General features: G+C 72.3%; 24 protein-coding genes, 1 tRNA gene and 1 pseudogene. 12 read left to right on the forward strand and 14 right to left on the reverse strand.

From position 1 onward, the window contains the following. Positions 1–22: 22 nt before the first annotated feature. The 5 genes and pseudogenes from ABZX85_RS38735 to ABZX85_RS38755 all read right to left on the reverse strand — a co-directional run bounded on the left by ABZX85_RS38735 (position 23) and on the right by ABZX85_RS38755 (position 4,722). On the reverse strand, positions 23–583 hold the full coding sequence (locus tag ABZX85_RS38735) for a SigE family RNA polymerase sigma factor (RefSeq protein ID WP_355879917.1): 561 nt from the start codon (positions 581–583) through the stop codon (positions 23–25). A 147-nt stretch (positions 584–730) separates the two neighbouring features. Continuing rightward, positions 731–1,891, reverse strand: a complete 1,161-nt coding sequence (locus tag ABZX85_RS38740; protein WP_355879920.1) for a lipid-transfer protein — start codon at positions 1,889–1,891, stop codon at positions 731–733. 879 nt (positions 1,892–2,770) lie between these two features. Next, a pseudogene (locus ABZX85_RS38745) lies at positions 2,771–3,154 on the reverse strand (MaoC family dehydratase); the annotation flags it as partial. Then, positions 3,151–4,089, reverse strand: a complete 939-nt coding sequence (locus ABZX85_RS38750) for an OB-fold domain-containing protein (RefSeq protein WP_355879923.1) — start codon at positions 4,087–4,089, stop codon at positions 3,151–3,153. The gene ABZX85_RS38750 and the pseudogene ABZX85_RS38745, both read right to left, overlap by 4 nt. 318 nt (positions 4,090–4,407) lie before the next feature. Next, positions 4,408–4,722 carry a hypothetical protein gene (locus tag ABZX85_RS38755; protein ID WP_355879926.1) on the reverse strand — a complete coding sequence of 105 codons (315 nt, stop codon included), beginning with the start codon at positions 4,720–4,722 and terminating at the stop codon, positions 4,408–4,410. A 359-nt stretch (positions 4,723–5,081) separates the two neighbouring features. Here ABZX85_RS38755 and ABZX85_RS38760 point away from each other — a divergent pair, with 359 nt between their 5' ends. The 3 genes from ABZX85_RS38760 to ABZX85_RS38770 all read left to right on the forward strand — a co-directional run bounded on the left by ABZX85_RS38760 (position 5,082) and on the right by ABZX85_RS38770 (position 7,094). Next, a complete protein-coding gene (locus tag ABZX85_RS38760) occupies positions 5,082–5,945 on the forward strand; it encodes a bifunctional DNA primase/polymerase (RefSeq protein ID WP_355879929.1) in 864 nt (287 codons plus the stop codon). A 52-nt stretch (positions 5,946–5,997) separates the two neighbouring features. Next, complete coding sequence (locus ABZX85_RS38765) at positions 5,998–6,537, forward strand: SMI1/KNR4 family protein (protein WP_355879932.1); 540 nt, start codon at positions 5,998–6,000, stop codon at positions 6,535–6,537. Between the two features lie 122 nt (positions 6,538–6,659). Continuing rightward, a complete protein-coding gene (locus ABZX85_RS38770; protein ID WP_355879935.1) occupies positions 6,660–7,094 on the forward strand; it encodes a hypothetical protein in 435 nt (144 codons plus the stop codon). Positions 7,095–7,142: 48 nt separating this feature from the next. Here the strand turns inward: ABZX85_RS38770 and ABZX85_RS38775 are convergent. The 4 genes from ABZX85_RS38775 to ABZX85_RS38790 form a co-directional block, all read right to left on the reverse strand. Beyond that, positions 7,143–7,229: transfer RNA gene (locus ABZX85_RS38775), tRNA-Ser, on the reverse strand. A 320-nt stretch (positions 7,230–7,549) separates the two neighbouring features. Beyond that, positions 7,550–8,551, reverse strand: coding sequence for a hypothetical protein (locus ABZX85_RS38780; protein WP_355879938.1), 1,002 nt, complete (start codon positions 8,549–8,551; stop codon positions 7,550–7,552). Then, positions 8,548–8,883, reverse strand: a complete 336-nt coding sequence (locus ABZX85_RS38785; protein WP_355879941.1) for a PadR family transcriptional regulator — start codon at positions 8,881–8,883, stop codon at positions 8,548–8,550. The genes ABZX85_RS38780 and ABZX85_RS38785 overlap by 4 nt, the downstream gene beginning before the upstream one ends. Positions 8,884–9,032: 149 nt before the next feature. Next, positions 9,033–10,544 carry a trypsin-like peptidase domain-containing protein gene (locus ABZX85_RS38790; RefSeq protein ID WP_355879944.1) on the reverse strand — a complete coding sequence of 504 codons (1,512 nt, stop codon included), beginning with the start codon at positions 10,542–10,544 and terminating at the stop codon, positions 9,033–9,035. 236 nt (positions 10,545–10,780) lie between these two features. Between ABZX85_RS38790 and ABZX85_RS38795 the strand changes: the two genes are divergently transcribed. The 3 genes from ABZX85_RS38795 to ABZX85_RS38805 all read left to right on the forward strand — a co-directional run bounded on the left by ABZX85_RS38795 (position 10,781) and on the right by ABZX85_RS38805 (position 13,341). Next, positions 10,781–11,620 (forward strand): glycerophosphodiester phosphodiesterase, encoded by an 840-nt coding sequence (locus tag ABZX85_RS38795; RefSeq protein ID WP_355879947.1) that lies wholly within the window; start codon positions 10,781–10,783, stop codon positions 11,618–11,620. Positions 11,621–11,670: 50 nt separating this feature from the next. Further along, positions 11,671–12,285: an ATP-binding protein gene (locus ABZX85_RS38800; protein ID WP_355879950.1), complete on the forward strand. Its 615-nt coding sequence runs from the start codon at positions 11,671–11,673 to the stop codon at positions 12,283–12,285. 90 nt (positions 12,286–12,375) lie between these two features. Then, entirely contained in the window at positions 12,376–13,341 is a 966-nt protein-coding gene (locus tag ABZX85_RS38805; protein ID WP_355879953.1) for a DUF5926 family protein, read from the forward strand. 247 nt (positions 13,342–13,588) lie between these two features. Here ABZX85_RS38805 and ABZX85_RS38810 read toward each other — a convergent pair whose 3' ends face one another. Continuing rightward, positions 13,589–14,143: a hypothetical protein gene (locus ABZX85_RS38810; protein WP_355879956.1), complete on the reverse strand. Its 555-nt coding sequence runs from the start codon at positions 14,141–14,143 to the stop codon at positions 13,589–13,591. 55 nt (positions 14,144–14,198) lie between these two features. Beyond that, the gene (locus ABZX85_RS38815) at positions 14,199–14,864 is read right to left on the reverse strand and encodes a bifunctional DNA primase/polymerase (RefSeq protein ID WP_355879958.1); all 666 of its coding nucleotides are present in this window, start codon (positions 14,862–14,864) and stop codon (positions 14,199–14,201) included. A 576-nt stretch (positions 14,865–15,440) separates the two neighbouring features. Between ABZX85_RS38815 and ABZX85_RS38820 the strand changes: the two genes are divergently transcribed. After that, positions 15,441–17,282 (forward strand): PP2C family protein-serine/threonine phosphatase, encoded by a 1,842-nt coding sequence (locus ABZX85_RS38820; RefSeq protein WP_355879961.1) that lies wholly within the window; start codon positions 15,441–15,443, stop codon positions 17,280–17,282. A gap of 79 nt (positions 17,283–17,361) precedes the next feature. Continuing rightward, positions 17,362–18,825: an aminopeptidase P family protein gene (locus ABZX85_RS38825; protein WP_355879963.1), complete on the forward strand. Its 1,464-nt coding sequence runs from the start codon at positions 17,362–17,364 to the stop codon at positions 18,823–18,825. Between the two features lie 8 nt (positions 18,826–18,833). Here the strand turns inward: ABZX85_RS38825 and ABZX85_RS38830 are convergent, their stop codons facing one another. The 3 genes from ABZX85_RS38830 to ABZX85_RS38840 all read right to left on the reverse strand — a co-directional run bounded on the left by ABZX85_RS38830 (position 18,834) and on the right by ABZX85_RS38840 (position 21,121). After that, a complete protein-coding gene (locus ABZX85_RS38830) occupies positions 18,834–19,658 on the reverse strand; it encodes a triphosphoribosyl-dephospho-CoA synthase (RefSeq protein ID WP_355880170.1) in 825 nt (274 codons plus the stop codon). Positions 19,659–19,683: 25 nt separating this feature from the next. Continuing rightward, on the reverse strand, positions 19,684–20,595 hold the full coding sequence (locus ABZX85_RS38835) for an intradiol ring-cleavage dioxygenase (RefSeq protein WP_355879966.1): 912 nt from the start codon (positions 20,593–20,595) through the stop codon (positions 19,684–19,686). Between the two features lie 85 nt (positions 20,596–20,680). Next, a complete protein-coding gene (locus tag ABZX85_RS38840; RefSeq protein ID WP_355879969.1) occupies positions 20,681–21,121 on the reverse strand; it encodes an ATP-binding protein in 441 nt (146 codons plus the stop codon). Between the two features lie 213 nt (positions 21,122–21,334). Between ABZX85_RS38840 and ABZX85_RS38845 the strand changes: the two genes are divergently transcribed. The 4 genes from ABZX85_RS38845 (at position 21,335) to ABZX85_RS38860 (ending at position 24,211) form a co-directional block, all read left to right on the forward strand. Beyond that, complete coding sequence (locus ABZX85_RS38845) at positions 21,335–22,123, forward strand: hypothetical protein (RefSeq protein ID WP_355879972.1); 789 nt, start codon at positions 21,335–21,337, stop codon at positions 22,121–22,123. A 149-nt stretch (positions 22,124–22,272) separates the two neighbouring features. Beyond that, a complete protein-coding gene (locus ABZX85_RS38850) occupies positions 22,273–23,031 on the forward strand; it encodes a YcnI family protein (protein WP_355879975.1) in 759 nt (252 codons plus the stop codon). 71 nt (positions 23,032–23,102) lie between these two features. After that, entirely contained in the window at positions 23,103–23,777 is a 675-nt protein-coding gene (locus tag ABZX85_RS38855; RefSeq protein ID WP_355879978.1) for an SCO family protein, read from the forward strand. After that, positions 23,774–24,211: a copper chaperone PCu(A)C gene (locus ABZX85_RS38860; RefSeq protein WP_355879981.1), complete on the forward strand. Its 438-nt coding sequence runs from the start codon at positions 23,774–23,776 to the stop codon at positions 24,209–24,211. The genes ABZX85_RS38855 and ABZX85_RS38860 overlap by 4 nt, the downstream gene beginning before the upstream one ends. Positions 24,212–24,213 lie beyond the last annotated feature (2 nt).

Raw genomic sequence — 24,213 nt, forward strand, 5'->3', positions numbered from 1 at the left:
AGCAGGTCGGCCCTCGCCCGCCTCAGTCCCGCGCCAACCCCAGCTCCGGGTCCTCCCGGAGTTTGCCCAGGGCTCGGGAGACCGCTGACTTGACCGTGCCGATCGAGACGCCGAGGACTTCGGCGGTCTGGGACTCGCTGAGGTCCTCGTAGTACCTGAGGACGACCATGGCGCGCTGGCGGGCGGGGAGTTTCAGGATGGCTCGCCACATGGCGTCGTGGAGGGCCTGGTGTTCGGCGGGGTCGCCGAGGCCGGGGGTGGGGTCCGGTTCGGGGAGTTCGTCGCACGTGAACTCGTCGACCTTGCGCTTGCGCCACTGGGACGTGCGCGTGTTGAGCAGGGCGCGGCGGACGTAGCCGTCGAGGGCGCGGTGGTCCTCGATGCGGTCCCAGGCGACGTACGTTTTCGTGAGGGCGGTCTGGAGCAGGTCCTCGGCGTCGCACGGGTTCGCGGTCAGCGAGCGGGCGGTACGCAGGAGCACCGGCTGGCGGTCCCGGACGTAGGACGCGAACGACGGGTATCCGGGGCGGACGGTGGTCCGCGCCGGGCCGATCGAAGCGCTGGTGCAGACGGGTGTGGTCATGGCTCCACGCTAGGAGGGAGGGCGCGTGGTCCGGATCGCCCGCAGGTCCCGAAGAAATGTCCCCCTCAGGTTGTAGGGGTGGGGCGGGCCCCACCTCCTGAAGGTGGAGCGGGAGGACCCAGGTACTACGGGATGACCCCTGGGGGATCATCTGTCCGTCGTAAGGACCAGGCCGGAGGTGGGTACTCCGGTACCGGCCGTCACGAGCGCGGTCCCGGCGCCGGGGACCTGGTTCACCGCTGTTCCGCGCAGCTGTCGTACGGCTTCGGCGATGCCGTTCATGCCGTGCAGGTACGCCTCGCCGAGCTGGCCGCCGTGGGTGTTGAGGGGGAGGGTGTCCGCGGCGACGAACCCTGAGGCGTCTCCGGGTCGGCAGAAGCCGAACGCCTCCAGTTGCATGAGGACGTACGGGGTGAAGTGGTCGTACAGGATCGCCACGTCGATGTCGTCCGGGGTGAGGGACGAAGCCGTCCAGAGGCGGTCCGCGACCGCCGCCATCTCGGGGAGGGCCGTCAGGTCGCCCCGGTAGAAGCCCGTCATCTGCTCCTGGCCCTTCGCCGCGCCCTGCGCCGCCGCCGCGACCAGCACGGGCGGGTTCGGCAGGTCCCGGGCGCGTTCCGGGGTCGTCACGATCAGGGCCTGGCCGCCGTCCGTCTCCTGGCAGCAGTCCAGAAGTCTTAGGGGTTCGACGATCCACCGTGACGCGGCGTGGTCCTCAAGGGTGATGGGGCGACCGTAGAAGTACGCCGCCGGGTTCGTCGCGGCGTATCTCCTGCCGACCACCGCCACCTCCCCGAACGCGTCCGGGGTGAGGCCGTACGTGTGCAGGTACCTCTGCGCCGTCATCGCCACCCACGAGGCGGGGGTCAGCAGTCCGAACGGGAGCGTCCAGCCGAGCGCGACGCCCTCCGCGGACGGCTCGCGCCGCGTCACACCGGCGCCGAACCGCCTTCCCGAGCGCTCATTGAAAGCGCGGTAGCAGACGACGGTCTCGGCGATGCCCGTCGCGACGGCCATCGCGGCTTGGAGCACCGTCCCGCAGGCGGCTCCGCCGCCGTAGTGCACACGGGAGAAATAGGCCAACTCCCCTATTCCGCACGCCTGCGCGACGCTCACCTCGGGGTTGGTGTCCATGGTGAACGTGACCATCCCGTCCACGTCCGTCGGCTTCAGCCCCGCATCCTCGATCGCCGCACGCACCGCCTCCGCAGCCAGCCGCAACTCACTCCGTCCCGAGTCCTTCGAGAACTCGGTGGCACCGATGCCGGTGACGGCGGCGCGGTTGGTGAGGGGGTGGGGGGGTGGCATGGGGGCTCCTTGGGGTGGGTGGGGTTTGGGGAGTGAGGGGTGGAGTGGGAGGGGTGGGTGTGAGGCGGTGAGGGGCTGGGGTTCGGGGGTGGGTGCGGGCCGGTGGGTGGGGTGCGGCCGGTGGTGGGTTGGGGTGGGGTGGGGTGGGTCGCTTGCCCGCGCGGCGGGGTGCCTCCCCCGAGCTCTTCGAGCAGGGGACCCCCAGCCCACCCGTGCCCTGGCGGCACGACTGCCCGCAGCTAGGTGGCGGGAGAAGACGTGGGTGCGGGTGGGTGGGAGGCGGCGCGGCCGGCCGGAGCGTGGGTGCGCGTGGGTGGGGGCGGCGCGGATGGCCGCGGTTGGGTGGCGGCAGGAGCGTGCCGGTGGGTGGTGAGGGGCATGGCGCGGCCAGCCGCGGCTGGGCGGCGGCCGGAGCGTGGGGCGGGTGGGCGCAGACGCATTTGGGGGCGGCAGGAGTTTGGATGCCGGTGGGTGGGGCGGCGCGACTGCCCGCAGCCAGGCGTGGGAGGAGACGTAGGTGCGGGTGGGTGGGAGAGGCGGCGCGGTTGGCCGTGGCTGGGGAGCGGTGGTGAAGCGGCTGCGGGACGGCTGGCCTCGTTGGGGGACGGCAGGAGCGTGAGAGCGGGTAGGGGGCATTCACACGGCGCCGTCCTCGTGGGCGTCCGACTTCGTGGTGGGGCGGTCCTCATCGGCTCCACCTACGTCTGGGCCCGCGCCTACCTCTGGGCCGACGCCCGCCTCTGGGCCGACGCCCACTTTCCCGCCCGGGGCCTCCCCTCCAGCCGCACTCGCGCCTGTGCCCGCGCCCGCGTCCCCGTCCGCGCCTGCTCCTCCAGCCGTGGCCGTTTCTCCGCCCAGGTCCTCCCCTTCGCCCCCGTTCACCACCAGCGTCGCCGTTCCCGTTACGTGGCGGCCCAGGCTGTTGGTGCCGGTTATTCGGACTGTCAGTTCGGGGCCGTCGGTGTGTTGGATGTGGCCGGTCAACTTGAGGGTGTCGCCGGGGTAGTTGGGGGCGCCCAGGCGGATGGTCAGGGTGCGGAGGCGGGAGCTGGGGCCGAAGTGGTCGGTGAGGTAGCGGCTGACGAGGCCGTTGGTGGTGAGGATGTTCATGAAGATGTCGGGGGAGCCTTTGGCGCGGGCGGCGTCGGGGTCGTGGTGGACGTCCTGGAAGTCGCGGGAGGCGATGGCGCCGGCGACGATCAGGATGCGGGTGATGTCGATGTGGAGAGGGGGGAGTTGGGTGGCGGCGGTGGGTTTCGTCATGCCGGTTCCTCTCCGGCCCGGAACACCGGGAGCGTCAACTCCTCGTCGTACTCGTGGAATTCGAGGGTGACCGGGGTTCCGATGCGAACCTTGTCGTAGGGGACGCCGATCACGTTGCTCACCAGCCTCACGCCTTCGGCGAGTTGGATCAGGGCGACGGCGTACGGGGGGTCGAAGGCGGGGAACGGGGGGTGGTGCATGACGACGTACGAGTAGACCGTGCCCTCGCCGTCCGCCTCGACGGTGTCCCAGTCGGGCGAGCCGCATTCGACGCAGCCGGGAATCCAGGGGAGGCGGAGGGTGGTGCAGCGGGTGCAGCGCTGGATGAGGAGGCGGTGGTCTCGAATCCCCTGCCAGAAGGGGGAGTTGTCGCGGTTGACGACGGGACGGGGGCGGCGCGGGGTGTCCACGGCCTGGCTATCCGCGGCCGGGGTGTCCGCGGGCCGGCTCTCCACCGGCGTGTACTTGAGGATGCGAAAGCGATGCGTCCCGGCCAACTCCCCGTCCTCGCCCCGCACATCGGTCCGCGTCGTGACGAAGTACCCCCACCCCAGCTTCGTCGACTTACGCCCCGACACCGACTCGATCACGGAGTCGAAGGCGACCCGCTCACCGAGCCGCAGCGGACGGACGTACTCCTGCTCGGAGTCGGTCGCGACGACGGCCGTACAGCCCAACTCGTCCAGCAGCGAGAGGAGTTGCTCGTACGCATCGGTGCGGGCCGAGTTCCCGGAGAGCCCGCCCATCGTCCAGACCTGGAGCATCGCGGGCGGGACGATCGCGTCGGGCCCGGCGTACGCGGGGTTCGTGTCGCCGAGCGCCTCGCACCAGTGGCGGATCATGGCCGCGTCGACGGGGTCCTTGGCGAGCCCGGCGACGGCGGCGGGCCGGCCCTCGTACGCCTTGAGACGCTGCTCGACGTCCTCCTCCGGCATGGCGCCCTCCCCTCCCGAGACGGTTTCTGACTGTCCGTCAGATGACGTGGACTGTCAAGAACGGCCCGGCAGTTGACCACCCGGCGAGGCACCCGGCAGGACACTCGGCGAGACATCCACGGCCTCAGCCACGCCCCCGCGCTCACGCCCACCCACGCCCCCCTGCACCCGCCCACACACCCGCACCGGCACCCGCACGAACCCGAAAACGCCTGCGCGGCGAAGCCCGAGAGCCTCGCCGCGCAGGCGCTTCACCACCCCGGTGAGCACACCCCACACCCGGTCGGGGGCCGGTACCGGCCCCCTTCGGTCAGCGGATCACCACCACAGCGGCGCGAAGGTGACCTGGACGTTGTGGTTGCCCTGGTTGATGGACGTGAACGCGGACCCGTTCACCTGGGCGGTGTTGCTCTGGTTGCTCGCGCCGGAGCCCACGGCGTTCTGCTGCGTGGTGGACGAGTTGCCGTTGTTGTCGTGCCCGACACCGCTGCCGATGATGCTGGCCACGCCCGCGTTCGATCCGTCGTCCGCGAAGCCGCCGTTGTCCGCCGCCGCGACGCCGGTGAAGAGAGCGGCGGCGAGCGGGAGGGCGGAGACGGCGGCGACGATGCGGGCGGTACGGATGCTTGCCATGTTGTTCCTCCAGAGAACCCGGCTTGTGGCCGGGATTGCATGAACTACGGCTTTTACCGGGCCAGTTGGCCGACCGTCCCGGCGGTTGTGACGACGTCGCGAGATCAGAGTTGCCCACCGGACAGCCGCGGAACCACCCCCTACGGCCCGATTAGCACGCAAGCGTGATGACCAGTCGATAAACCCCTTTCACTACCGTTCTTCGCGAAGGTCCGCGTCCCGGGCGCGTCGGGACCGCCGTATCCCGTACGCCGCATGAGGCGAAGCGTTCCGGCACGGGCCCCGGCGTCCGCCGCCCCGAGGGCCCGTCGGGTCTGCGCCCCCTCCCGTTCTTCGAACAGGTGTGCGAAACTGGACCCATGGCCACCACCGACCGGCAGGCCACCACGCTGGCCCTGGCACACGCGCTCTCGGCCGCCGAGCGCGGCCTGGCCGTCATCCCCCTGTCCCGTACGAAGCTCCCGGCCCTCCGCTCCCCCCACCGCCTCGACCCGCCCGGCACCCCGCAGTGCCACGGCGAATGCGGCCGTCCCGGCCACGGCGTCTACGACGCGACGACCGACCCCGCCCGTATCCGCGCGCTGTTCGCCCTGGCCCCCTGGTCGACGGGGTACGGCATCGCCTGCGGCCTGGCCCCGCACCACCTGATCGGCATCGACCTCGACACGAAGGGCGACACCGACTCCACCGCCGCGCTACGGGAGTTGGCGCTGCGCCACCTCTTCACGATCCCGCCGACGGTCGTCGTCCTCACCCCCTCCGGCGGCCGTCACCTCTGGCTCACCGGCCCGGCGGACGTCGTCGTCCCCAACTCCGCGGGTCGCCTCGCGCCCGGGATCGACATCCGGGGCGCCGGCGGGTACCTGGTCGGTCCGGGTTCCCGTACGGACCACGGCGTCTACGCGACGGCCCCCGGTACGACCCACCTCGCCCCCGCGCCCTGCCCCCGCACCCTCCTCCACCTCCTCGTCCCCCCACCCCGCGCCGCACACCCCCACCACCCCAACTCCCCTTCTCCGCACGGCCAGGGCCTCATCGCGTTCGTCCTCGCGGCGCACGAGGGCCAGCGCAACACCCGTCTCTTCTGGGCGGCTTGTCGCGCGTACGAGAACAACCTGGGCCTGTCATCGGCCCTGTTGGAGGCGGCGATCCGAACGGGTCTGACAGAACGGGAGGCGCGCTCGACGCTGGCATCGGCGGCGCGGCTGACGGGGAGGCGCTAGGGGCAGGTCGGCGGAGGCGGTGCGTGTCAGTGGCCCTGCTTACGCTTCCCGCATGACCGAGAACCTCTCCCCCCTGACCGAAGCCCCCTTCCCGGCCCCGCTCGCCGCGGCGCTGGCCACCCCCTTCGAGTACGACGACGGCGACGGCGTCGACTTCATGCCCTTCGACGCGTTCCTGTCGGCCGAGGAGACGACGGAGTGGTTCCAGGCATGGACCGGGAACCCCGAGGTCGACGGAGACGGGTTCCGGGTCTTCGGGCAGGACGGCACGGGCGGCTACGCGGCGTTCTGGCTGACGCACGCCGATCGCGAACTCGCCGCCCAGCCGGTCGTGTTCCTCGGTTCCGAGGGGGAGACCGGGGTCGTCGCGCGTGATCTCGCCGAGTTCCTCTGGGTGTTGGCGGACGGGCTGGGTCCGCTGGAGGCGGTCGACGCGTACGAAGCGGGCCTCGACCCGCGTCCGAACGCCGAACTGACCGCTGTGGCCGAGCGGTTCGCCCCCGGGCACAGGGAGTCCGCGCCGGCCCTCGTCGCCCTCGCCCGCGAGGCGTTCCCCGGCTTCGAGGAGGAGATCACGGCCCTCTGCCGCTGAACCCGCTCCGCCCCCGAACGCCCTCCGAAACGGCGCGAATCGGAGCGTCCGGTAGCGAAAAGGAGCGCATTCGTGGGCGAATCAGAGGACTTCGGCGTACGACGCGCCTAAGGTTTCCGTCCATGTCCCTGACCCACGTCGTTCTCCTGTCCGGCCGTTCGATCGAGCTCTCCGACATCCGGCTCTCCTCGACGTACGGCGGCATGCTGGAGGGGTACCCCTGCGCCCGCGTCAACGACATGAAGATCAACGGGCTGCTGCGGGGCGCCGAGCACGACTCCCCTCGTACCCCGGTCCACCTGGTCGAACCGCCGCGCGAATACCGCGACGACGGCGTGAAGGGCCCCTTCGGCCCCGTCGAGATCCTCCCTCCGGTCGCCTGCGTGGCCTTCTTCCGCTCCGCCCCCGTCTCCCCCTCCCTCGACCCTCTCCTCCACCACTCCACCCTCACGGTCATCTGGTTCCAGCCGACCCCCCACGTCCCCTCCGGCACCGACGCCGACACCCGCCTCCGCGCCCTGGACTGGGAGAAACTGGCCCGCGACGCCGAACGCTGACCCGCAAAAAAGGGGTGCCCCTCTCCCGAGGAGCACCCCTTCGACCTGCGGTGGGTGTGGGATTTGAACCCACGGTGACATCGCTGCCACGACGGTTTTCAAGACCGTTCCCTTAGGCCGCTCGGGCAACCCACCTCGCCCCGTTCCCACCTGGGGTGGAGCGGGTACAGAGTACCGGCAGTGGGGGTTTCGTGGAGCGGGTGGTCCGGAGTGCGGGGGTCGGGTTCGCGGTGCCGCCTGCCGGGGTGGTCATGGCCGTTGGGGGCGGGTTGAGCGAGTTTCGGCGGAATCTGGTCGTCGGGGTGCTGGGGACGGTCGCGATCGAGCGGGAGATGAGGGTGGCGCGGCGGCCGGAGCTGGAGCAGGACCGCGAACACGTCCCAGCCTTCTTCACACCGACGTTCATGCTGATCGGCGCCGTCCCGCACATCGCCTCCGCCGCGACCACCAACCGCTCACCGAGCCGACGTACGCAGCCACATCCGCGCGGTGTGCGCGACCAGGTACGTGATCCCGACGGTGTACAGCCAGAACATCGGTGAGGAGAGGTCGGCCGTGCGGAGGTTGTCGAGTGACAGGAGGGCCAGCAGGGCGGTGAAGGCGGTCGTCGCGCGGAGCTTGCGGCGGGCCAGGCGGGCGGCGCGGTGGGGGCCGTCGGCGAGGTGGAGGGCGTAGAGGTCGGCGGGGCCGAAGGTGTCCAGGGCGGGGGTGCCGGAGGAGTTCAGGTGCTGGCGGGCCTCCTCGACGTGGGCGCGGGCCTCCCGGCGGGGGAGGGCGTGGCGGGTGCGGAGCAGGGCGCCGAGGTGGGTGAGCCAGCGGTCGTCGTCCGACTGATGGCGGGGGACGAACCAGCGGTCGAAAGCGGAACTCCGTACGGATACGGCGATCAGCGCCACGCCCGCGACGATCAGCGTCGGCGCGGGGAGCGTCAGGGCGCGGTCCTCGGGGAGCAGGCCGGCCGCCGCCCCGCCCGCCACGAAGACGGCCGGCACCGCTCCGGCGAAGGCCCACATCCCCGCCGGCCGGCCCGCGGCACGGTTCACCAGGGCGAGGATCACGAGGACGGAGATGAGGACCACCGCCGTGAACGCCGCGAGGGCGGACCAGCTCGGGCGCAGCCACAGGCCGTCCGTGATCCAGGTCAGCCCGCCCATGACGACCCCCAGCACGCCCAGCGTCACGAGGTACGCGGTGAGGCGCTCGGACGGTGTCATGCCCTCGGCGTCCCGGCCAGCCCGGTGCGCGTCGTCGACCCGCTCCTCGGTGACGGAACGGGCGTACGCGTCCGGGTCTCCGAAGAGGTCGGCCGCGGGGCGACCGGTCTCGGTGACGGCCTCGTGCGCCTCCGCGAGGACCTGGTCGGGGAGTCCGTCGGGGACGCGTGGGTCGAGAGCGAGCCGCAGTTCCACGACCGACGCCCACTGCTCGTCGTCCGCACGCTGCCAGGTCCTGGTCATGACCGGTCTCCCTTCAGCAACGCCCCCACCACATCGTTCAGCTCGTGCCAAGCCGCGCTGTCCCGTCGTAGCCGGGCCCTGCCCTCCTCGGTGATGCGGTAGTACTTGCGGCCGGGGCCGCCGTCCCCCGCGCCCCATTCGATCTCCACGGCGCCCTCCTCCTCCAGCCGGGCGAGGGCGGGGTAGAGCGTCGCGGGCTTGATGCCGGACAGGCCCGCCTCGTCGAGCCGGCTGAGGAGGGCGTACCCGTAGTCGCGCTCCTCGGTGTCCAGGACTCCGAGGAGGCAGAGCGGGAGAACCGCCCGCGTCCACGCCGTGCTCGCCGCCGCCATCGGCCGTCGCCCCCTTGTCCAGATCCCCGACTATTACAGAAACCAGAATAGTCGGCAACGCCTGAATCCGAGAAGCCCCAGCCCTCACACCCCCAACGCGTAAGGGGCGCCCTCCACGGAGAGCGCCCCTTACCTGGTCCCACTACCGATCAGCTGTCGCCCGTCCTCGACCCCAGCGTCAGCTCCGCCGTCTGGCTCTTCCCACCCCGCGTGTACGTGATCGTCACCTTGTCCCCGGGCTTGTGCGTCCAGATCTCGCCGATCAGGGTCGGCCCGGAGTCGATGACGGAGTCGTCCAGCTTGGTGATGACGTCACCGGACTTGAGGCCGGCCTGTGCGGCGGGCCCGCCCGATTCCACGGCGGCGGTGCCGTTCGCCCCGGTGTCGCTGATCTTCGCCCCGCCGGTCCCCTCTTCGAGGGATACGGACGCGCCGATCTTCGCGTACACCGGCTTGCCGGTCTTGATCAGCTGCTGGGCGACGTACTTCGCCTGGTTGATCGGGATGGCGAAACCGAGGCCGATCGAACCGGACTGCCCGCCCCCGAGACCACCGCTGCTGCTCGACTGGATCGCGGAGTTGATGCCGATCACGTTCCCCGCGGCGTCCAGCAGGGGGCCGCCGGAGTTGCCGGGGTTGATCGAGGCGTCCGTCTGGAGCGCGGACATGTACGAGCTGCTGCTGCCGCTGCCGTCCGAGGAGGCGACGGGACGGTTCTTCGCGCTGATGATGCCGGTCGTCACCGTGTTGGACAGGCCGAAGGGGGCGCCGATCGCGATCGTGGAGTCGCCGACGGCCACCTTGTCGGAGTCGCCGAGGGTGAGCGGCTTCAGGTCGGAGGGGGCGTTCTTCAGCTTGATGACGGCGACGTCGTACCCCTGCGCGTGGCCGACGACCTCCGCGTCGTACTTCTTGCCGTCGGGGAACGTCGCCGTGACCTTGCCGCCGTCGACCGCGTCCGCGACGACGTGGTTGTTGGTGACGATGTGGCCCTGGGTGTCGAAGACGAAGCCGGTGCCGGTGCCGCCGTCGCCGCTGCTGGACTCGGCCTGGATGGTGACCGTGCTGGGCAGGGCGCGGGCGGCGACGTTCGCGACGGTGCCGGCGGCGCGGGTGACCGAGCCGCCGCTGTCGGAGGCGGAGACGGTCGTCGAGTTCGTGTCGTCGTTGTCCTTGGCCATGGTGTAGCCGAGCGCGCCGCCGAGGCCGCCGGCCACGAGGGCGGCCACGACGACCGCCGCGACGAGCCCGCCGCGCCCCTTCTTCTTCGGCGCGGGCTCCTGCGCGTACGCCGCGCCCCAAGCAGCCCCAGCACCACCGGCCCCGGCGCCGCCGTCCGCGTAGGACGGGGTGGGCGGCGGCGGAGGGGGCCAGGCGGCGTCCACGGGGGAGGTGGTGGAGCCGTAGGGCGGCTGGGCCGCCGTGTCGTAAGGCCCGGCCTGCGGGGCCGCGTACGGGTCGTGCGGGGCCTGGGCGGCGGCGGGCGGGGGCCAGCCGGCCTCCGGGGCGCTCGCCGGGGGCTCCGGGGCAGTCTTCGGGAGCTCGGCCGTCGGGGCCGCGTCCGGCGCGGGGCGGTCGGCGGACGTCGCGGGAGAGTCCACCGGCACGGGGGGTGCGGACGGGGCCGGGGGTACCGCGGTGCCCTCGTTCTCGGTGCTCACAGCGTCTTCTCCTCGGTCCACGGCTGTCTGTCGAGTGTGCGTTGCCTTTACGCTTCAAGCTTTTCCCACAGGCCGTCAGAGCACCATAAGCGGTGGCTGTGGGTCGGCGAGCTTTCCTTATGTGAGATATCGGACGATACGACGGATATACCGGGCGCTTGTACAGAACATCTCAGACGGTTCTCAGACGCACGTCCCGGATCTCGCGCCGTCCGCCGCGATGGGACCATGACGCGGTGACCCACGCACGGCAGCACCACATCCAGGTCGTCGCCCACCGCGGCGCCTCCGAAGAGGCCCCCGAACACACCCTCGCCGCGTACCGCAAGGCCATCGAGGACGGCGCGGACGCGCTCGAATGCGACGTACGGCTGACCGCGGACGGGCATCTCGTCTGTGTGCACGACCGGCGCGTCAACCGGACGTCCAACGGGCGCGGGGCGGTGTCGGCGCTGGAGCTGGCCGAGCTGACCGCCCTCGACTTCGGCTCCTGGAAGACCCGGCGGGCGGCACGCGCGCGCGTGGGCGACGAGGAGGAGCCGGACTGGGAGTTCCGGCCCGAGGACCGCGAGCACACGTCCGTGCTGACGCTGGAGCGGCTGCTGGAGCTGGTCGCGGACGCGGGGCGGCCGGTGGAGCTGGCGATCGAGACGAAGCATCCGACGCGTTGGGCCGGACAGGTGGAGGAGCGGCTGCTGACGCTGCTGAAGCGGTTCGGGCTGGACGCGCCGGAGACCCCCGCCGAATCGGCCGTACGGATCATGAGTTTCTCGGCGCGGTCGCTGCACCGGGTGCGGGCGGCGGCGCCGACGCTGCCGACCGTGTATCTGATGCAGTTCGTGTCGCCCCGGCTGCGGGACGGGCGGCTGCCGGTGGGGGTGGGGATCGCGGGGCCCTCGATGCGGATCGTGCGCGGTCATCCGGCCTACGTGGAGCGGCTGAAGCGGGCGGGGCACCAGGTGCACGTGTGGACGGTGAACGAGCCGGAGGACGTCGACCTGTGTGTCGGGCTCGGGGTCGACGCGATCATCACGAACCGGCCGAAAGCGGTGCTGCGGCATCTCGGGACGGCCTGACGCCTACGGGGAGTGCACCGGCGCGTTCGGTGCGTCGCCGAAGGTAAGAAATGCGTCAGCGGAGGGACGTCCACCGGTTTCCGGCGCGGACCAGGGGGGCATCCACTCGGTGGCGTGGGGCTAAGGAGGTCTCGGGGGTGGCGTTGGTGGTGGCACAAGAGGTGCCCACGTCGTCGAGCATGGCCGTGTCCCATGGCCCTGCGGGCGTGGGCGAGGCGAGACACCGGATGCGGGACCAGCTGCGCGGCGGCGGGGTCTGCGAAGAGGTCATCGACGACGCCGTACTGATCCTGTCGGAGCTGCTGAGCAACGCGTGCAAGCACGGACGGCCGCTGGGGGACGCGCTCGCGGGTGACGGCGACGTCCGCGCCGCGTGGCGGGTCGACCCGCGCGGGCGTCTGCTGGTCGAGGTCACGGACGGCGGCGGCCCGACCCGGCCCGCTCCGGCGACCCCCTCCGTCTCCGCCCACGGCGGGCGCGGCCTCAACATCATCTCCGCCCTCGCCCACGACTGGGGCGTCCGCGACGACATCCACGGCGAGGTCACCGTCTGGGTCGTCGTCCACAACGACGTCCACGACCCCGACGCCCACGCCTGCGCCGACTTCCCGGCGAGCCTGACGACACCGTCGCTGGCGGGGCTGGACTTCGACGACCTGGAGTAGGGGCGGGCCTCCCTGTCGTCCCGTCACCCCCTCTCCCCCGACCGGCTAGGCTCCCCGCGTACCAGACCAGCCGTATCCGGGAGACAGTCGATGGCCAAGAAGCGACCCCAGACCAAGGCCCAGGGGCCTCAGGTGACCGACGGAGAGGTGCCGGTCGTGGGGGCGCGGGAGCCGTGTCCCTGCAAGAGCGGGCGGCGCTACAAGGCGTGCCACGGCCGGGCGGCGGCGCAGGCGGTCACCGAGCTGGTGCAGCGGCCGTTCGAGGGGCTCGCGGGGGAGGGCGACTGGATCGCGCTGCGGGAGCTGGTGCCCGCGGCCACCGCCGAACTGACGCTCAAGGGCGGCCTGCCGGACGGCGTCCCCTCCGTGACGCTCGCCACGGTCCTCCCGATGGCCTGGCCGGCCCTGCGCCGGGACGACGGCTCGGTGCTGCTGGGCCTCCAGAACGACACCGCCTCCGGGGACATCAGCCGCGACCTCGCGGACAACCTGGTGCGCGCCCTCGAAGCCGCCCCCGGCACCCCCGTACAGGGCCGCCGTGCCCCGGCGGACGGTCCGCGCCTCCAGGATCTGCTGGATTCCGAAGGCGGGTTCGAGCCAGTTGTGCACACCGGTTTCGACTTCTGGGTTCCGGACACGGAGAACGCGACCGCGGACGTCACCGCGTCCCTGGAGCGCGCGAACGAGGCCGTGATCCCGACGGTCAAGCTGACCGGCGTGGACGCCGCGTACTGGTGCGAGACGCCGGAGAAGAACCACCTCAGGTGGGTCATGCCGTACCCGGAGGAGCGTCTCCTGGACGCCCTCGCGCGGCTGCACGCGGCCGGTACGGCCGGTCTCGGCGAGGGCACCCGCCTGGTCGGTTCCTTCCGGGCGCACGGCCTCACCGTGCCGGTCTGGGACCTGCCGAGCGGCGTCACCGCGGAGGACGTCGAGAAGCCCGCCGCACAGTTCGCGGAGCGCCTCGCGACGGCCCTGGCCTCGGACGCCCCGCTGACCCCGGACGAGCGTCGCGCGCGCGGCGGTCTGACGAACCGACAGGTCACGCTGAGCTGACCCGGGCCTCCCCCGGCCGGGTGACTCCGCTCACAACTCCCGCCCCCCGTAAGGCGGGTCGGCGCCGAAAACCGCCGCTCAGGGGTTGTCCGGAAAGCCGATGAAAACAGGAGATCGAATTTGCTTGGAGCCGATCTCTTGTTACGGTTCGAGTAGCCCGGTTGCTGGTGCATCCCCCGTCGCCAGCAACCGGGTCTTTTCTTGCCCTCCTGAGGGCCCGCGCCGCTTCACAGTCCGGCGCGATACGTCAACTCCCCGTGTCCGGTGTGGAGTTGCTCCCCGAGCGCAGCAGCAGCGGCCCGTCGCCCCGGTGCGCGAACTCCGTCACGGCCGTGTACGCGTCGAGGCTCCCCCTGGTCCGCTCGCGGGGTGTCTCGCAGCTCGCGGGCTCGTCCTCGGCGCCGACGGCGCAGCGCAGCTGGACGGTCCGCCCGTCGGGGCCCAGGAAGCTCAGGACGGCCTCCAGGGCGCGTCCGGTGGCGTTGCGGTAGTAGGTCCGCGCCCAGGTCTCCTCACCCTGCGTCAGGACACACGTCTGCGCCTCCACGCCCTCCGGGGAGGCCAGCTCGGGACCGCAGCGGGCGGCGGTGGCGAGGCCGAGGCCCAGCAGCCGCGCGGGCTCCCTCGACACGGCCGGCCTGGGATCGTCGTACACGTCGGCGCCGCCGCGCGGGAGGACCGTGCGTACGGCGTCGTCGAGGACGGTGGCCTCCTCGCCCGTCTGGCCCGCCGACGCGATGGTCAGGGGGAGCACGACGGCGCACAGGGCGGTGGCGCCGAGGGCGAGGAGGCGAAGGTTCATAGGCGGAAGATAACGAGCGGGCGCGCGCCCGCCGCCCCGTCCGCGCCGGGCGGCCCTACAACTCGGGGGCGCTCACACCCGTACGAGTGAGGACGTCGACGACCGTGTCGACCACGGCCTCCACGTCGGGCACCCAGGGGGAGGCGGAGCCGGGCAGCGGGGCGCGCTCCCAGCGGATGTCGCCCTGGCCGGTGAGGCTCGGCGGGAGGGCGAGGTAGCCGCCCTCGCCGTGGAAGCGGAGGGAGCCGGGGACGTAGTCCTTGGCGTACAGCAGTTCGCCGAGCTGTTCCATGGAGTACGGCTTGACGAGGATCGCCCAGCGCGCGGGGGCCGCGACGACCGGGCCGAGGCGCAGCCCCGCGGCGTCCAGCTCGACGAGGGCCTGAGCCGCGGCGCGGGCGGGCAGGCTGACCGCGCAGGGCGCCTTGTCGCCGGTCGCCAGGATGATCGGGGCGGCCGGGCGCTGCGTCCACCACCAGCGGACCATCCGGTCGTCGGTGGTGGCCGCGAGGAGGCCGGGGTCGAAGGGGTGCGCGCCGGGCATCGTGCAGCCCGGGTCGGGGCAGGTGCACCGGGACCGCCCCTCGGGGTCGGCCGGCGCGCCGGGGAGAACCGGCCACTGCCACTTCGTCGCGCAGGTCAGGGCCGCGTCGATCAACTCAGGCATCCCGTCGCCGCGCTGGGACAGAAGCCTGCGTCGCCTTCCGAGGATCTCGCGCATGAGCGCTCGTTCCTTTCCGTTGCACCGCTGGCAACACCGTGGGCCACATCACACCATGTGTCGATCACTTCACTGTGCATACCTGTTGGCGCATCACACCCTTGCACCGAGCAAGAGGAACCCCGAACTGCGTCTCGCGAAAGCCTGGGTGGCGTGGGGTGGCGAAGTCTGGCGTTTTGCCGTCCCGCGTATTTCTCTCCGCCTCCGCCACGGAGGATGGGGCTCGGTCGTCGGTGGCTAAGACGCCCGGGTGGGTCACCAGGTTCCGGGCGGCTCTCCACCACCCCTGAATCCCTACCGAGTACGTACCCATCACGACCGGTGTGACGCTCTGTGGAGCAAGCCCAGTCGACCTCAATCGCCTGGAACCCGAGGCGGTTTTAAGCCAACTTTGCATTTCTGTCCACGACTCACTCTCCGCTCATGGACACCCGGAATCCGGATAGGACAATGCTGGACATCCCAACACGAGTGCGTGTAGATGTGGTGACAGTGCCGGCGGTGCCGAATGAGCCGAATGACATGGGGGTTTGCGATGCTTTTGAGCAATACGCACCGGTTCGAGAGCCGGACGCCATGAACGCCCCTCACCCGCCGAAAGTGGCCGGAATCGATTCCACGGTTCCCGCACCCGCACACACTGCGTCGCCCGTCTCCGTGGGCCCGCCCGCCGCGGCCGTCCCGCTGCCCGCCACCGCCCCCACCTGCGCGTCCGGCCCCGGCGTCGTGCTCCAGGACCGCCTCGCGGGCTGGGTCTCGGACCTCACGACGCTCCACGAACTCACGGAACGCCTCTCCCGCACGGACGCGCTGCCCGCGGCCCTCGACGAGCTGCTGCGCGCCGGCGCCGCCCTGCTGGGCGCCCGCCGCGGCCTGGTCGTCCTCGAACCCGCCTCCCCCCTCGACGGCCCCGCCACCACCACCGCGCTCGGCCTCGACCGCGCGGACCTCGGCCACCTGGAGACGGTCCCCCGTGCGGCCCTCCCCCACGCCCTCCTCCTCGACGGCCGCACCGGCCGCGAACTCCGCCGGCCCGACCTCCTCGCCGAGCCCGACCTCGACCCCCGCCACCGCGAGGTGGCCGCCCGTCTGGGGTACGCGGCGGTGTACGGGGTGACGCTGAACTCTCTGACGGCGGAAGGGGGTTCGCGCTACGGAGACGGCACACCCCTCGGACGCCTGACCGGCAGGGGGAGCTTCGCGGAGGCGGACGACCGGGGCGTGGGCGGAGGCGGTCCGGGGACCGGCACGGGGGCGGCGACGGCAGCGGACGGCGTCCGCGGGACCGGCGGCCCCGAGGCCCCCGGCGGACCTGGTTCGACAGGGGTTCCCGGCGCCGCGAGGAACCCCGGCACGGCCGACACCCCGGACCTCGCGAACAGGCCCGGCACCCCCGGCACCACCCCACTCGGCTCGCCCGGCACCCCCGCCACACACCCCCTCCCCGGCGCCCCCGACGTGTTCGCCTCCCTCGGGAACCCCGCCCTCGCCGCGGGCCCCGGCGTCCTCCACACCCCCGCCGCCCCCCGCGCCGGTGTCGCCGGCTGGGCCGAGGCCCCCCGGGGCGGGTTCACCGGAGCCGTCGTCTGGTTCTACGACGAGGCCGGGGAGCCCGACGAGCGGCGGCGGCACCTCGTCGAGCTGTACGCGCGGTTCGCGGCGGCGCACGTCGGACGGCTGTCGGAGGTCGAGCACACCCGGGCCTGCATCGCGACGATCGCCGAGGAACTGCTCCCGTCACGGCTGCCGAGGGTCGCGGGGATGCAGCTCGCCGTCCGCCACCGCAGCGGTGCGCGGGGCGGCGGGGACTGGTACGACGCCCTGCCGCTGCCGGACGCGGCGCTGGGCCTGTCGGTCGGGTCGGTCACCGGGAGCGGGCCCAGCCCGGTGGCCGCGATGGGCCGGCTGAGGGCCTCGCTGCGGGCGTACGCCGTCATGGAGGGCGAGGACCCCGTCGCCGTCCTCTCCGACCTGGAGCTGCTCCTGCGCCTGACCGAACCGGCCCGCTCGGCGACCGCCCTGTTCGCCTACTGCGAGCCGGCCCTGCGCAAGCTCACCCTCGCCGGAGCCGGCCACTGTCCCCCGCTGCTGGTCGGCGACCGCCGTACCGAGTTCGTGGAGACGTCCGTCTCGGCGCCGCTCGGCATGCTGTCCTGCTGGGAGGCGCCAAGCGTCGAGCTGGAGGCCGAGCCGGGAGAGACGGTTCTGCTCTACACGGACGGGCTGCTGCGGCGCACCGGCGAGTCCATGGACCGCGCCTTCTCGCGCCTGCACTCCGCCGCCGCCGGTGTCCCGAAGGCGCTGCGGGGCGACCCGGGGGCGATCGCGGACCACGTCCTGCGGGCGATGCTCCCGGGCGGCGCGGACGGCGAGGACCGCGCGGAGGACGTCGTCCTGCTGGCCGCCCGCTTCGAGTAGGCGGGTTTGCGCGGATACGGCACGCTTCCGCACAACCGTACGATGGGGACGGTCCCGTGCCGTATGGAGGAGGAAGACCGTGTCCGACGAGCTCATTCCGGAGACCCCGGAAGCCGAGGAAGCCGAGCCGATCAAGCAGCGCAAGAACGGCCTGTACCCCGGAGTCTCGGACGAGCTGGCGGAGAGCATGAAGTCCGGCTGGGCCGACACGGAGCTGCGCGACCTCGCGCCGATCCCGCAGGCCGCCGAGACCGCCGCCCGCCGCGCCGCGCTCTCCGCCCGCTTCCCCGGCGAGCGGATCGTCGTCCCGGCGGGCAATCTCAAGGTCCGGTCCAACGACACGGACTACCCGTTCCGCGCGTCCGTGGAGTACGCGTACCTCACGGGCAACCAGACCGAGGACGGCGTCCTCGTCCTGGAGCCGGTCGCCGCCGGCGGGCACACCGCCACCCTCTACCTCCTGCCCCGCTCCGACCGTGAGAACGGCGAGTTCTGGCTCTCCGGCCAGGGCGAGCTGTGGGTCGGCCGCCGCCACTCCCTCACCGAGGCGGAGCAGGTGTACGGCCTGCCGGTGTCCGACGTCCGCGCGCTGCCGGACGCGCTGCGCGAGGCGACCGGCCCGGTGCGGGTCGTGCGCGCGTACGACGCCGGCGTCGAGGCCGCCCTCACCGACAAGGTCACCGCCGAGCGGGACGAGGAGCTGCGGGTCTTCCTCTCCGAGGCGCGGCTCGTGAAGGACGGGTTCGAGGTCGCCGAGCTCCAGAAGGCCGTCGACTCGACCGTGCGCGGCTTCGAGGACGTCGTCCGGGTCCTCGACAAGGCCGAGGCGACGTCCGAGCGGTACATCGAGGGGACGTTCTTCCTGCGCGCCCGCGTCGAGGGGAACGACGTCGGGTACGGCACGATCGCCGCCGCCGGGGCGCACGCCTGCACGCTGCACTGGGTGCGCAACGACGGGCCGGTGCGCTCGGGCGACCTGCTGCTGCTCGACGCCGGGGTCGAGACCCACACGTACTACACCGCCGACGTGACGCGGACCCTGCCCGTCAACGGGCGGTTCAGCGAGGTGCAGCGGCGGGTGTACGACGCCGTGTACGACGCGCAGGAGGCGGGGATCGCCGCCGTGCGCCCCGGCGCGAAGTACCGGGACTTCCACGACGCCGCCCAGCGGGTGCTGACCGAGCGGCTCGTCGAGTGGGGGCTCGTCGAGGGGCCCGTCGAGCGGGTCCTGGAGCTGGGCCTCCAGCGCCGCTGGACGCTGCACGGCACCGGGCACATGCTCGGCATGGACGTCCACGACTGCGCGGCGGCCCGCGTGGAGTCGTACGTGGACGGCACCCTGGAGGCGGGCATGGTCCTGACCGTCGAACCCGGGCTGTACTTCCAGGCCGACGACCTGACCGTGCCGGAGGAGTACCGGGGCATCGGCGTACGGATCGAGGACGACATTCTGGTGACGGAGGAGTCCAACCGGAACCTCTCGGACGGACTGCCCCGGCAGGCGGACGAGGTGGAGTCCTGGATGGCCTCGCTCAAGAGCTGACGCAGAGGTCAGAGCGCCGGCAGCGCGTCCACGAACAGGGCGCCTGCCAGGAGGCCCGCGCTTCCCCTCGGGCTCCAGCCCCGCTCCGTCAAGTCCGCGTCGAACGCCTCCAGTTCACGGCCCCCCTCTTCCGTCGCCGTCCCCCCTGCCTCCAGCACGCCCCTCGCCCCCGCCTGGACGTGCCGCAGCCCCAACGGGCCGGCCGTGTGCAGGAGTTCGGTGTCCTGGAGGGTGGACATGACGGTCAGGAGGGCGTCGAGGCGGGACTGGGGTTCGGGGGTGCCCGCTGAGCGGGACGCCGACAGGGCTGTGAGGGCTCGGCGGACGTGGGGGAAGCCGGCTCTCGCTTCGCCTCTGGCTCCTGCCGCGCCGTATTTCGCCGAGACGCTGGAGCCCCGGGACGGGCGGCGGGGGGCCGTGCGGTCGGGGTGGGCGGCGATGCGTTTCGCCGTCGCCGTGACGTCCGCGCCGCGTGCACGGGGGTCCAGGGCGGCCGCGGCGACCAGGAGGCCGAGGGTCCACAGGGCGCCCCGGTGACCGCCGCCCGCCAGGCCCACGGAGTGCTCCGTGCAGCGGCCGATCGAGCCGAGTTCCGCGCGCAGGCGGGGGGTCGGTTCGCCGGTGCGGCGGGCCGCCGCCGCCATCGCCGTGAGGCCGGGCGTCAGGGCCTGCGCGGACCAGCGCAGGCCCAGGTGGTCCCGGCGGGCGGACAGGTCACGGTCGGCGGACAGGTCGCGGGGGTCGGGGAGACCCGGCTTGGGGGCCAGGGCGAGCTGTCCGGTCAGCGCGGTCACCGCGGCCCGCGCGAGCGCGTCGTCCGCCGGGCTCTTCATCGTCGTACGGCTCACCCGGCGCCCCCTAGGCCGACGGGGCGTCGGTCGGCGTGCCGGTGGGCGGGGTGCCGGTCGGGGGCTCGCCGCCGCCTCCGCCGCTGCCGGCGCCCGTGTTCTCGGTGTCGGGGTCGATGCCGAGGGTGAGGTAGCCCTTGTAGCCCTTCGCGGGGTCCTTCTTGTGGACGGGGTCGAGGGTCAGGAGTCCGCTGGAGGCGCCGCCGCCGTCGTAGACCATGTCGTTGTCGAGGGTCGTGTAGCTGCCGGAGTGCTTCGCGTACGGGTCCAGGGTGAAGACCTGCTCGGCGATGTCGTCGGCGAAGAAGAACTGGCCGGTATAGTTGACCTTGCCGCCCTCGTACGTGCCGTCCTCCTTCGCGCCGCCGGTGTGGACCTTGACGTGGATGTGGCAGGTGCGCGGGGTGTACCAGCCGGGGAAGATCGTCTCGAACTTGACGACCCCGTTGGCGTTGGCGATCTGGTAGCCCCGCAGGTACGTCGCGTCGTTCGCGGTGGAACCGTCCTCGCTCTCGGCGGGGGCCGAGCCGCCGGGGTTGGCGGTGGTGTAGCCGGAGTAGTAGCCCCAGGCGTCGCAGTGCCAGATCTCGACGGCCGCGCCGGGGACGGGGGTGCAGCCGTCGGTGGCGTCGACGACGGTGAGGCGGAGGGTGAGGGGGACGCCGCTCTTGCCCTCGGTGATGTTCTTCCGGACGAGCGCGCCGTCGAGGTAGTACGGGCCCTCGGTGACGCTCGTCATCAGCGTCATGCACTCGGTGGCGGCCGTCGTCTCGGTGGTGGTGGCCGCGGTCTCCGTCGTCGTCGTGTCCGCGAACGCCGTCTGGTAGCCCGCCAGGGCCAGTCCGCCGGCCGCGACCGTGCCGCCGCCGACGACCATCGCGCGGCGCCGGGTGATCGTGGTGTCCTTGTGGTTTCCCGTCATGCACAGAAAGGTAAGAACGGTGACCGTCAGTACCTTGGGTGTCCGCTGAGAGGAACCTGTGAGTGCTGAGGAACCTGAACCGGCGTCACACCGCGACGAGCGGGGCGTCCTCGCGCCACTTGAGGATCTTGTCGAAGCTGACGACCGCGCCGCCGATACCGGGCTTGTTGCCGATGTGGACGTGGTCGGCGAGCTGCCGGATCAGGAAGAGGCCCCGGCCGTGCTCGGCCTCGGAGGACGACACTCTCGGCGCGGCTCTCTCGCCCTGCACGAACCCCGGCCCCGAGTCGGCGACTTCGATACGGCACTTCTCGCCGTCCAGGTACGCCGTGACCCGGTACGCCTCCGACGTCGTGCCCCCGCCGTGCTCGACGGCGTTCGCGCACGCCTCGCTCAGGGCCACGGAGAGGTCGTAACAGACGTCGGGGTCGACGCCCGCGGTCTCCATCGTGCCGAGCAGCAGGCGGCGGGCGAGCGGCACGCTCGCGGCGTCGCGCCGCAGATGCAGTGACCACCAGATGCTCATGTTCCAGCCTCCTGGTCGCGGCTCTGGTCGCTCGACATACCGATACCTATTGCCCCGAGGGGGCCTGTGTAAGCGCGAATTCCGCGTGATCCCGCCCATATGGTGGATGCGCGCGGGGCCGGAACGGGTGTATTGGGGCGGAAAACGGCCCGGTGCGGACCTTGCGGACCTGCCGTCGGGCGGCGATACGACCAGTGCGATGATGAGCCCGCCATGACTGTCCCTCTCCGGCTGCTCCGGGCCGCGGTGTTCGCCGCGGTCTGCGTCGTGCTGGCCGCCGCCGGGCACGCGATCGCGTCCTGCGCGAGCGTCCCGCTGTGGACGCTGGGGGCGGGGTTCCTCGTGATGTGCGCGCTCACCCTGCCGCTGTGCGGGCGGGAGCGGTCGCTGCCGGGGATCGTGGCGTTCCTCGCGGTCGGACAGGCCGCGCTGCACACGGTGTTCGGCCTCGGCCAGCACACGGCGTCCGGCGCCATGTCGTCGATGCCGGCCATGGCCTCGACGCCGGCCGCCTCCCCGGTGTCCGACGCCGACCTCGTCGCCCAGGCCGCCCGCCTGCTGTGCGGCACCACCACCGCCGCGATCAGCCCGGCCCACGCCTACCGGATTCTCACCGAGGCCCGCGTGTACGACGCCGGCGCGCATCCGGCGCCGTCCGGCGGGGCCGGTTCCGTCGACCTGCTGCCGTCGCTGCCGATGCTGCTCGGGCACGTCCTCGCGGCCGTCGCCGTCGGCTGGCTGCTGCGGCGTGGGGACAGCGCGGTGCTGCGGCTGATCCGGCTGTCGGTGCGCGGGGTCGCGGAGGGGGCGCTCGTCCGCTCCCTGCGCGGGGCGCTCACGCTGGTGCGCGCGCTGCTCGCGGGGCTGCCCGGGGCGCCGGAGAAGGGGCCGCGCGCACCCCGCGCGGACCGGTCGGCGCCGCCTCGGCTGCGGCATGCGGAACTTCAGCACACGGTCGTGCGGCGGGGGCCGCCGGCGGGGGCGTTCGCTCTCGCCGCCTGACACGACGGGTCGTCCCCATCCTTTTTTTGGGGGGGTGATCGCCGTCGTGCGGCACGCCCCCACGCGTTGTCGTGGGTCCGCGGTACGACCATCGGACCGCCCCGGCGTGCCCCTCACCCGACCTCACTCACCGTGGAGTGCCCGCAGCCATGAAGTCCCTGACCGTTCGCACGCCCCGCCGTCTCCTCGCCGGTTCCGCCCTCGCCGGGACGGCCGTCCTCGCGCTGTCCTCGCCCGCCTTCGCGCACGTCTCCGTGGTGCCGGAGGGCACCGCCGCCAAGGGCGGTTACGCGGTCGTCGACTTCCGCGTCCCGAACGAGCGCGACAACGCCTCGACGGTCAAGCTGGAGGTCACCTTCCCGGCCGACCACCCGCTCGCGTCCGTCATGCCGCAGCCGGTCGAGGGCTGGTCGGTCGTCGTCACGAAGGGCAAGCTCGCCAAGCCGCTGTCCCTGCACGGCAAGCAGATCACCGAGGCCGTCACCAAGGTCACCTGGACCGCGACCGCCCCGGACAAGGGCATCCAGCCCGGCTTCATCCAGCAGTTCCCCGTCTCGGTCGGCGCGCTACCCGAGGACACCGACTCGATCGTCTTCAAGGCGCTCCAGACCTACTCCAACAAGGAGGTCGTGCGCTGGATCGAGGTGCAGGAGAAGGGCGCCGAGGAGCCGGAGTACCCGGCCCCGACCCTCACCCTGTCCGCCGCGACCGGTGACGGCCACCACGACAGCGGCACCACCGAGGCCGCCGCCGCGAACACCACGACCACCGCGGCGTCGTCCGCCCCCGCCGACAGCACCGACACCACCGCCCGGGTGCTCGGGGTCGTCGGCATCGTCGTCGGCGTCGCCGGGGTCGCGTACGGCGTCCTCGCGGGCCGGCGTCGTACCACCGCGCCCGGCGCCTGATCCTCGCGGACGCGCGCCGGGACGCACCGGCGCGCGTCCCCCCTCCTTCTGAACATCTGGGACATTTCTCTATGCTCTCCAAGCCTTCTCAGCGCAAGAAGACGTACGCCGCGACCGCCCTGCTGGCCGCCGCTCTCCTCACCCTGTCCGCCTGTGGCAGCGAGGACGGCTCCTCCTCCGTCGCCTCGGTCGTCGACGAGGGCGGCAACACCACCGAGCAGGCCGCGATCGTGCTGGACCAGCCCTTCACCAAGCCGAACCTCGTGCTCACCGACACCAAGGGCGCGAAGTACGACCTGCGGGCCGCGACCAAGGGGCAGCCGACCCTGCTGTACTTCGGCTACACGCACTGCCCCGACGTCTGCCCGCTGACCATGAGCAACATCGCGGTCGCCAAGTCGAAGCTGCCCAAGGCGCAGCAGGACGAGCTGAAGGTCGTGTTCGTGACGACCGACCCCGCGCGGGACACCCCGGCCGCGCTCGCCTCCTGGCTCAAGGGCATCGACCCGCAGGCCGTCGGGCTGACCGGTGACTTCGCGACCATCCAGGCCGCCGCCCGCACGGTCGGCATCACCATCGAGCCGCCGCACAAGGACAAGAACGGCAAGATGGTCTCCACCCACGGCACGCAGGTGGTCGCGTTCTCGCCGAAGACCGACGGGGGGTACGTCCTCTACACCGAGTCGGCCACCGTCGACGACTACATCAAGGACCTGCCGAAGCTCGTCCAGGGGGCCAAGCCGTGAGGTTCGCCGTGGCGGGCGCGGGCGCGGTGCTGCTGCTGGCCGGGTGCTCGTCCTCCTCCGACAGCGCGCCCGCCCTGTCCGTCGGCGCCGCCTACATCCCGCAGCCCGTCTCCGACATGGCCGCCGGGTTCCTGACCATCAGCAACAAGGGCGGTACGCAGGACGAGCTGACGTCCGTGACCAGCGCCGCCGGGCCGGTCACCGTGCACGAGACGAGCGGCGGGACGATGTCCGAGGTGACGTCCCTTCCGGTGCCCGCGCACGGTCAACTCGTGTTCAAGAGCGGCGGTAACCATCTGATGTTCGAGAAGCTGGAGCGCAAGCCGAGGCAGGGCGAGAAAGTGACCGTGACCCTGCACTTCGCCGAGTCGAAGGCCCTGGAGGTCGAGATTCCGGTGGAGTCGGCCACGTACGTCCCGAAGACCGGGAACTGAGG

Source organism: Streptomyces sp. NPDC004539, from assembly GCF_040610055.1.
Classification (GTDB): domain Bacteria; phylum Actinomycetota; class Actinomycetes; order Streptomycetales; family Streptomycetaceae; genus Streptomyces.

Excerpts from the sequence above, each read along its gene's own strand:
- ABZX85_RS38785 (WP_355879941.1), bottom strand. The coding sequence starts at position 8,883 with ATGGCGGCGGCGAGCACGGCGTGGACGCGGGCGGTTCTCCCGCTCTGC.
- ABZX85_RS38845 (WP_355879972.1), top strand. The coding sequence starts at position 21,335 with ATGACTGTCCCTCTCCGGCTGCTCCGGGCCGCGGTGTTCGCCGCGGTC.
- ABZX85_RS38810 (WP_355879956.1), bottom strand. The coding sequence starts at position 14,143 with ATGAACCTTCGCCTCCTCGCCCTCGGCGCCACCGCCCTGTGCGCCGTC.
- ABZX85_RS38740 (WP_355879920.1), bottom strand. The coding sequence starts at position 1,891 with ATGCCACCCCCCCACCCCCTCACCAACCGCGCCGCCGTCACCGGCATC.
- ABZX85_RS38805 (WP_355879953.1), top strand. The coding sequence starts at position 12,376 with ATGGCCAAGAAGCGACCCCAGACCAAGGCCCAGGGGCCTCAGGTGACC.
- ABZX85_RS38855 (WP_355879978.1), top strand. The coding sequence starts at position 23,103 with ATGCTCTCCAAGCCTTCTCAGCGCAAGAAGACGTACGCCGCGACCGCC.
- ABZX85_RS38815 (WP_355879958.1), bottom strand. The coding sequence starts at position 14,864 with ATGCGCGAGATCCTCGGAAGGCGACGCAGGCTTCTGTCCCAGCGCGGC.
- ABZX85_RS38840 (WP_355879969.1), bottom strand. The coding sequence starts at position 21,121 with ATGAGCATCTGGTGGTCACTGCATCTGCGGCGCGACGCCGCGAGCGTG.
- ABZX85_RS38850 (WP_355879975.1), top strand. The coding sequence starts at position 22,273 with ATGAAGTCCCTGACCGTTCGCACGCCCCGCCGTCTCCTCGCCGGTTCC.
- ABZX85_RS38800 (WP_355879950.1), top strand. The coding sequence starts at position 11,671 with ATGCGTCAGCGGAGGGACGTCCACCGGTTTCCGGCGCGGACCAGGGGG.
- ABZX85_RS38750 (WP_355879923.1), bottom strand. The coding sequence starts at position 4,089 with ATGCCGGAGGAGGACGTCGAGCAGCGTCTCAAGGCGTACGAGGGCCGG.
- ABZX85_RS38835 (WP_355879966.1), bottom strand. The coding sequence starts at position 20,595 with ATGACGGGAAACCACAAGGACACCACGATCACCCGGCGCCGCGCGATG.
- ABZX85_RS38830 (WP_355880170.1), bottom strand. The coding sequence starts at position 19,658 with ATGAAGAGCCCGGCGGACGACGCGCTCGCGCGGGCCGCGGTGACCGCG.
- ABZX85_RS38735 (WP_355879917.1), bottom strand. The coding sequence starts at position 583 with ATGACCACACCCGTCTGCACCAGCGCTTCGATCGGCCCGGCGCGGACC.
- ABZX85_RS38755 (WP_355879926.1), bottom strand. The coding sequence starts at position 4,722 with ATGGCAAGCATCCGTACCGCCCGCATCGTCGCCGCCGTCTCCGCCCTC.
- ABZX85_RS38820 (WP_355879961.1), top strand. The coding sequence starts at position 15,441 with ATGAACGCCCCTCACCCGCCGAAAGTGGCCGGAATCGATTCCACGGTT.
- ABZX85_RS38765 (WP_355879932.1), top strand. The coding sequence starts at position 5,998 with ATGACCGAGAACCTCTCCCCCCTGACCGAAGCCCCCTTCCCGGCCCCG.
- ABZX85_RS38760 (WP_355879929.1), top strand. The coding sequence starts at position 5,082 with ATGGCCACCACCGACCGGCAGGCCACCACGCTGGCCCTGGCACACGCG.
- ABZX85_RS38770 (WP_355879935.1), top strand. The coding sequence starts at position 6,660 with ATGTCCCTGACCCACGTCGTTCTCCTGTCCGGCCGTTCGATCGAGCTC.
- ABZX85_RS38780 (WP_355879938.1), bottom strand. The coding sequence starts at position 8,551 with ATGACCAGGACCTGGCAGCGTGCGGACGACGAGCAGTGGGCGTCGGTC.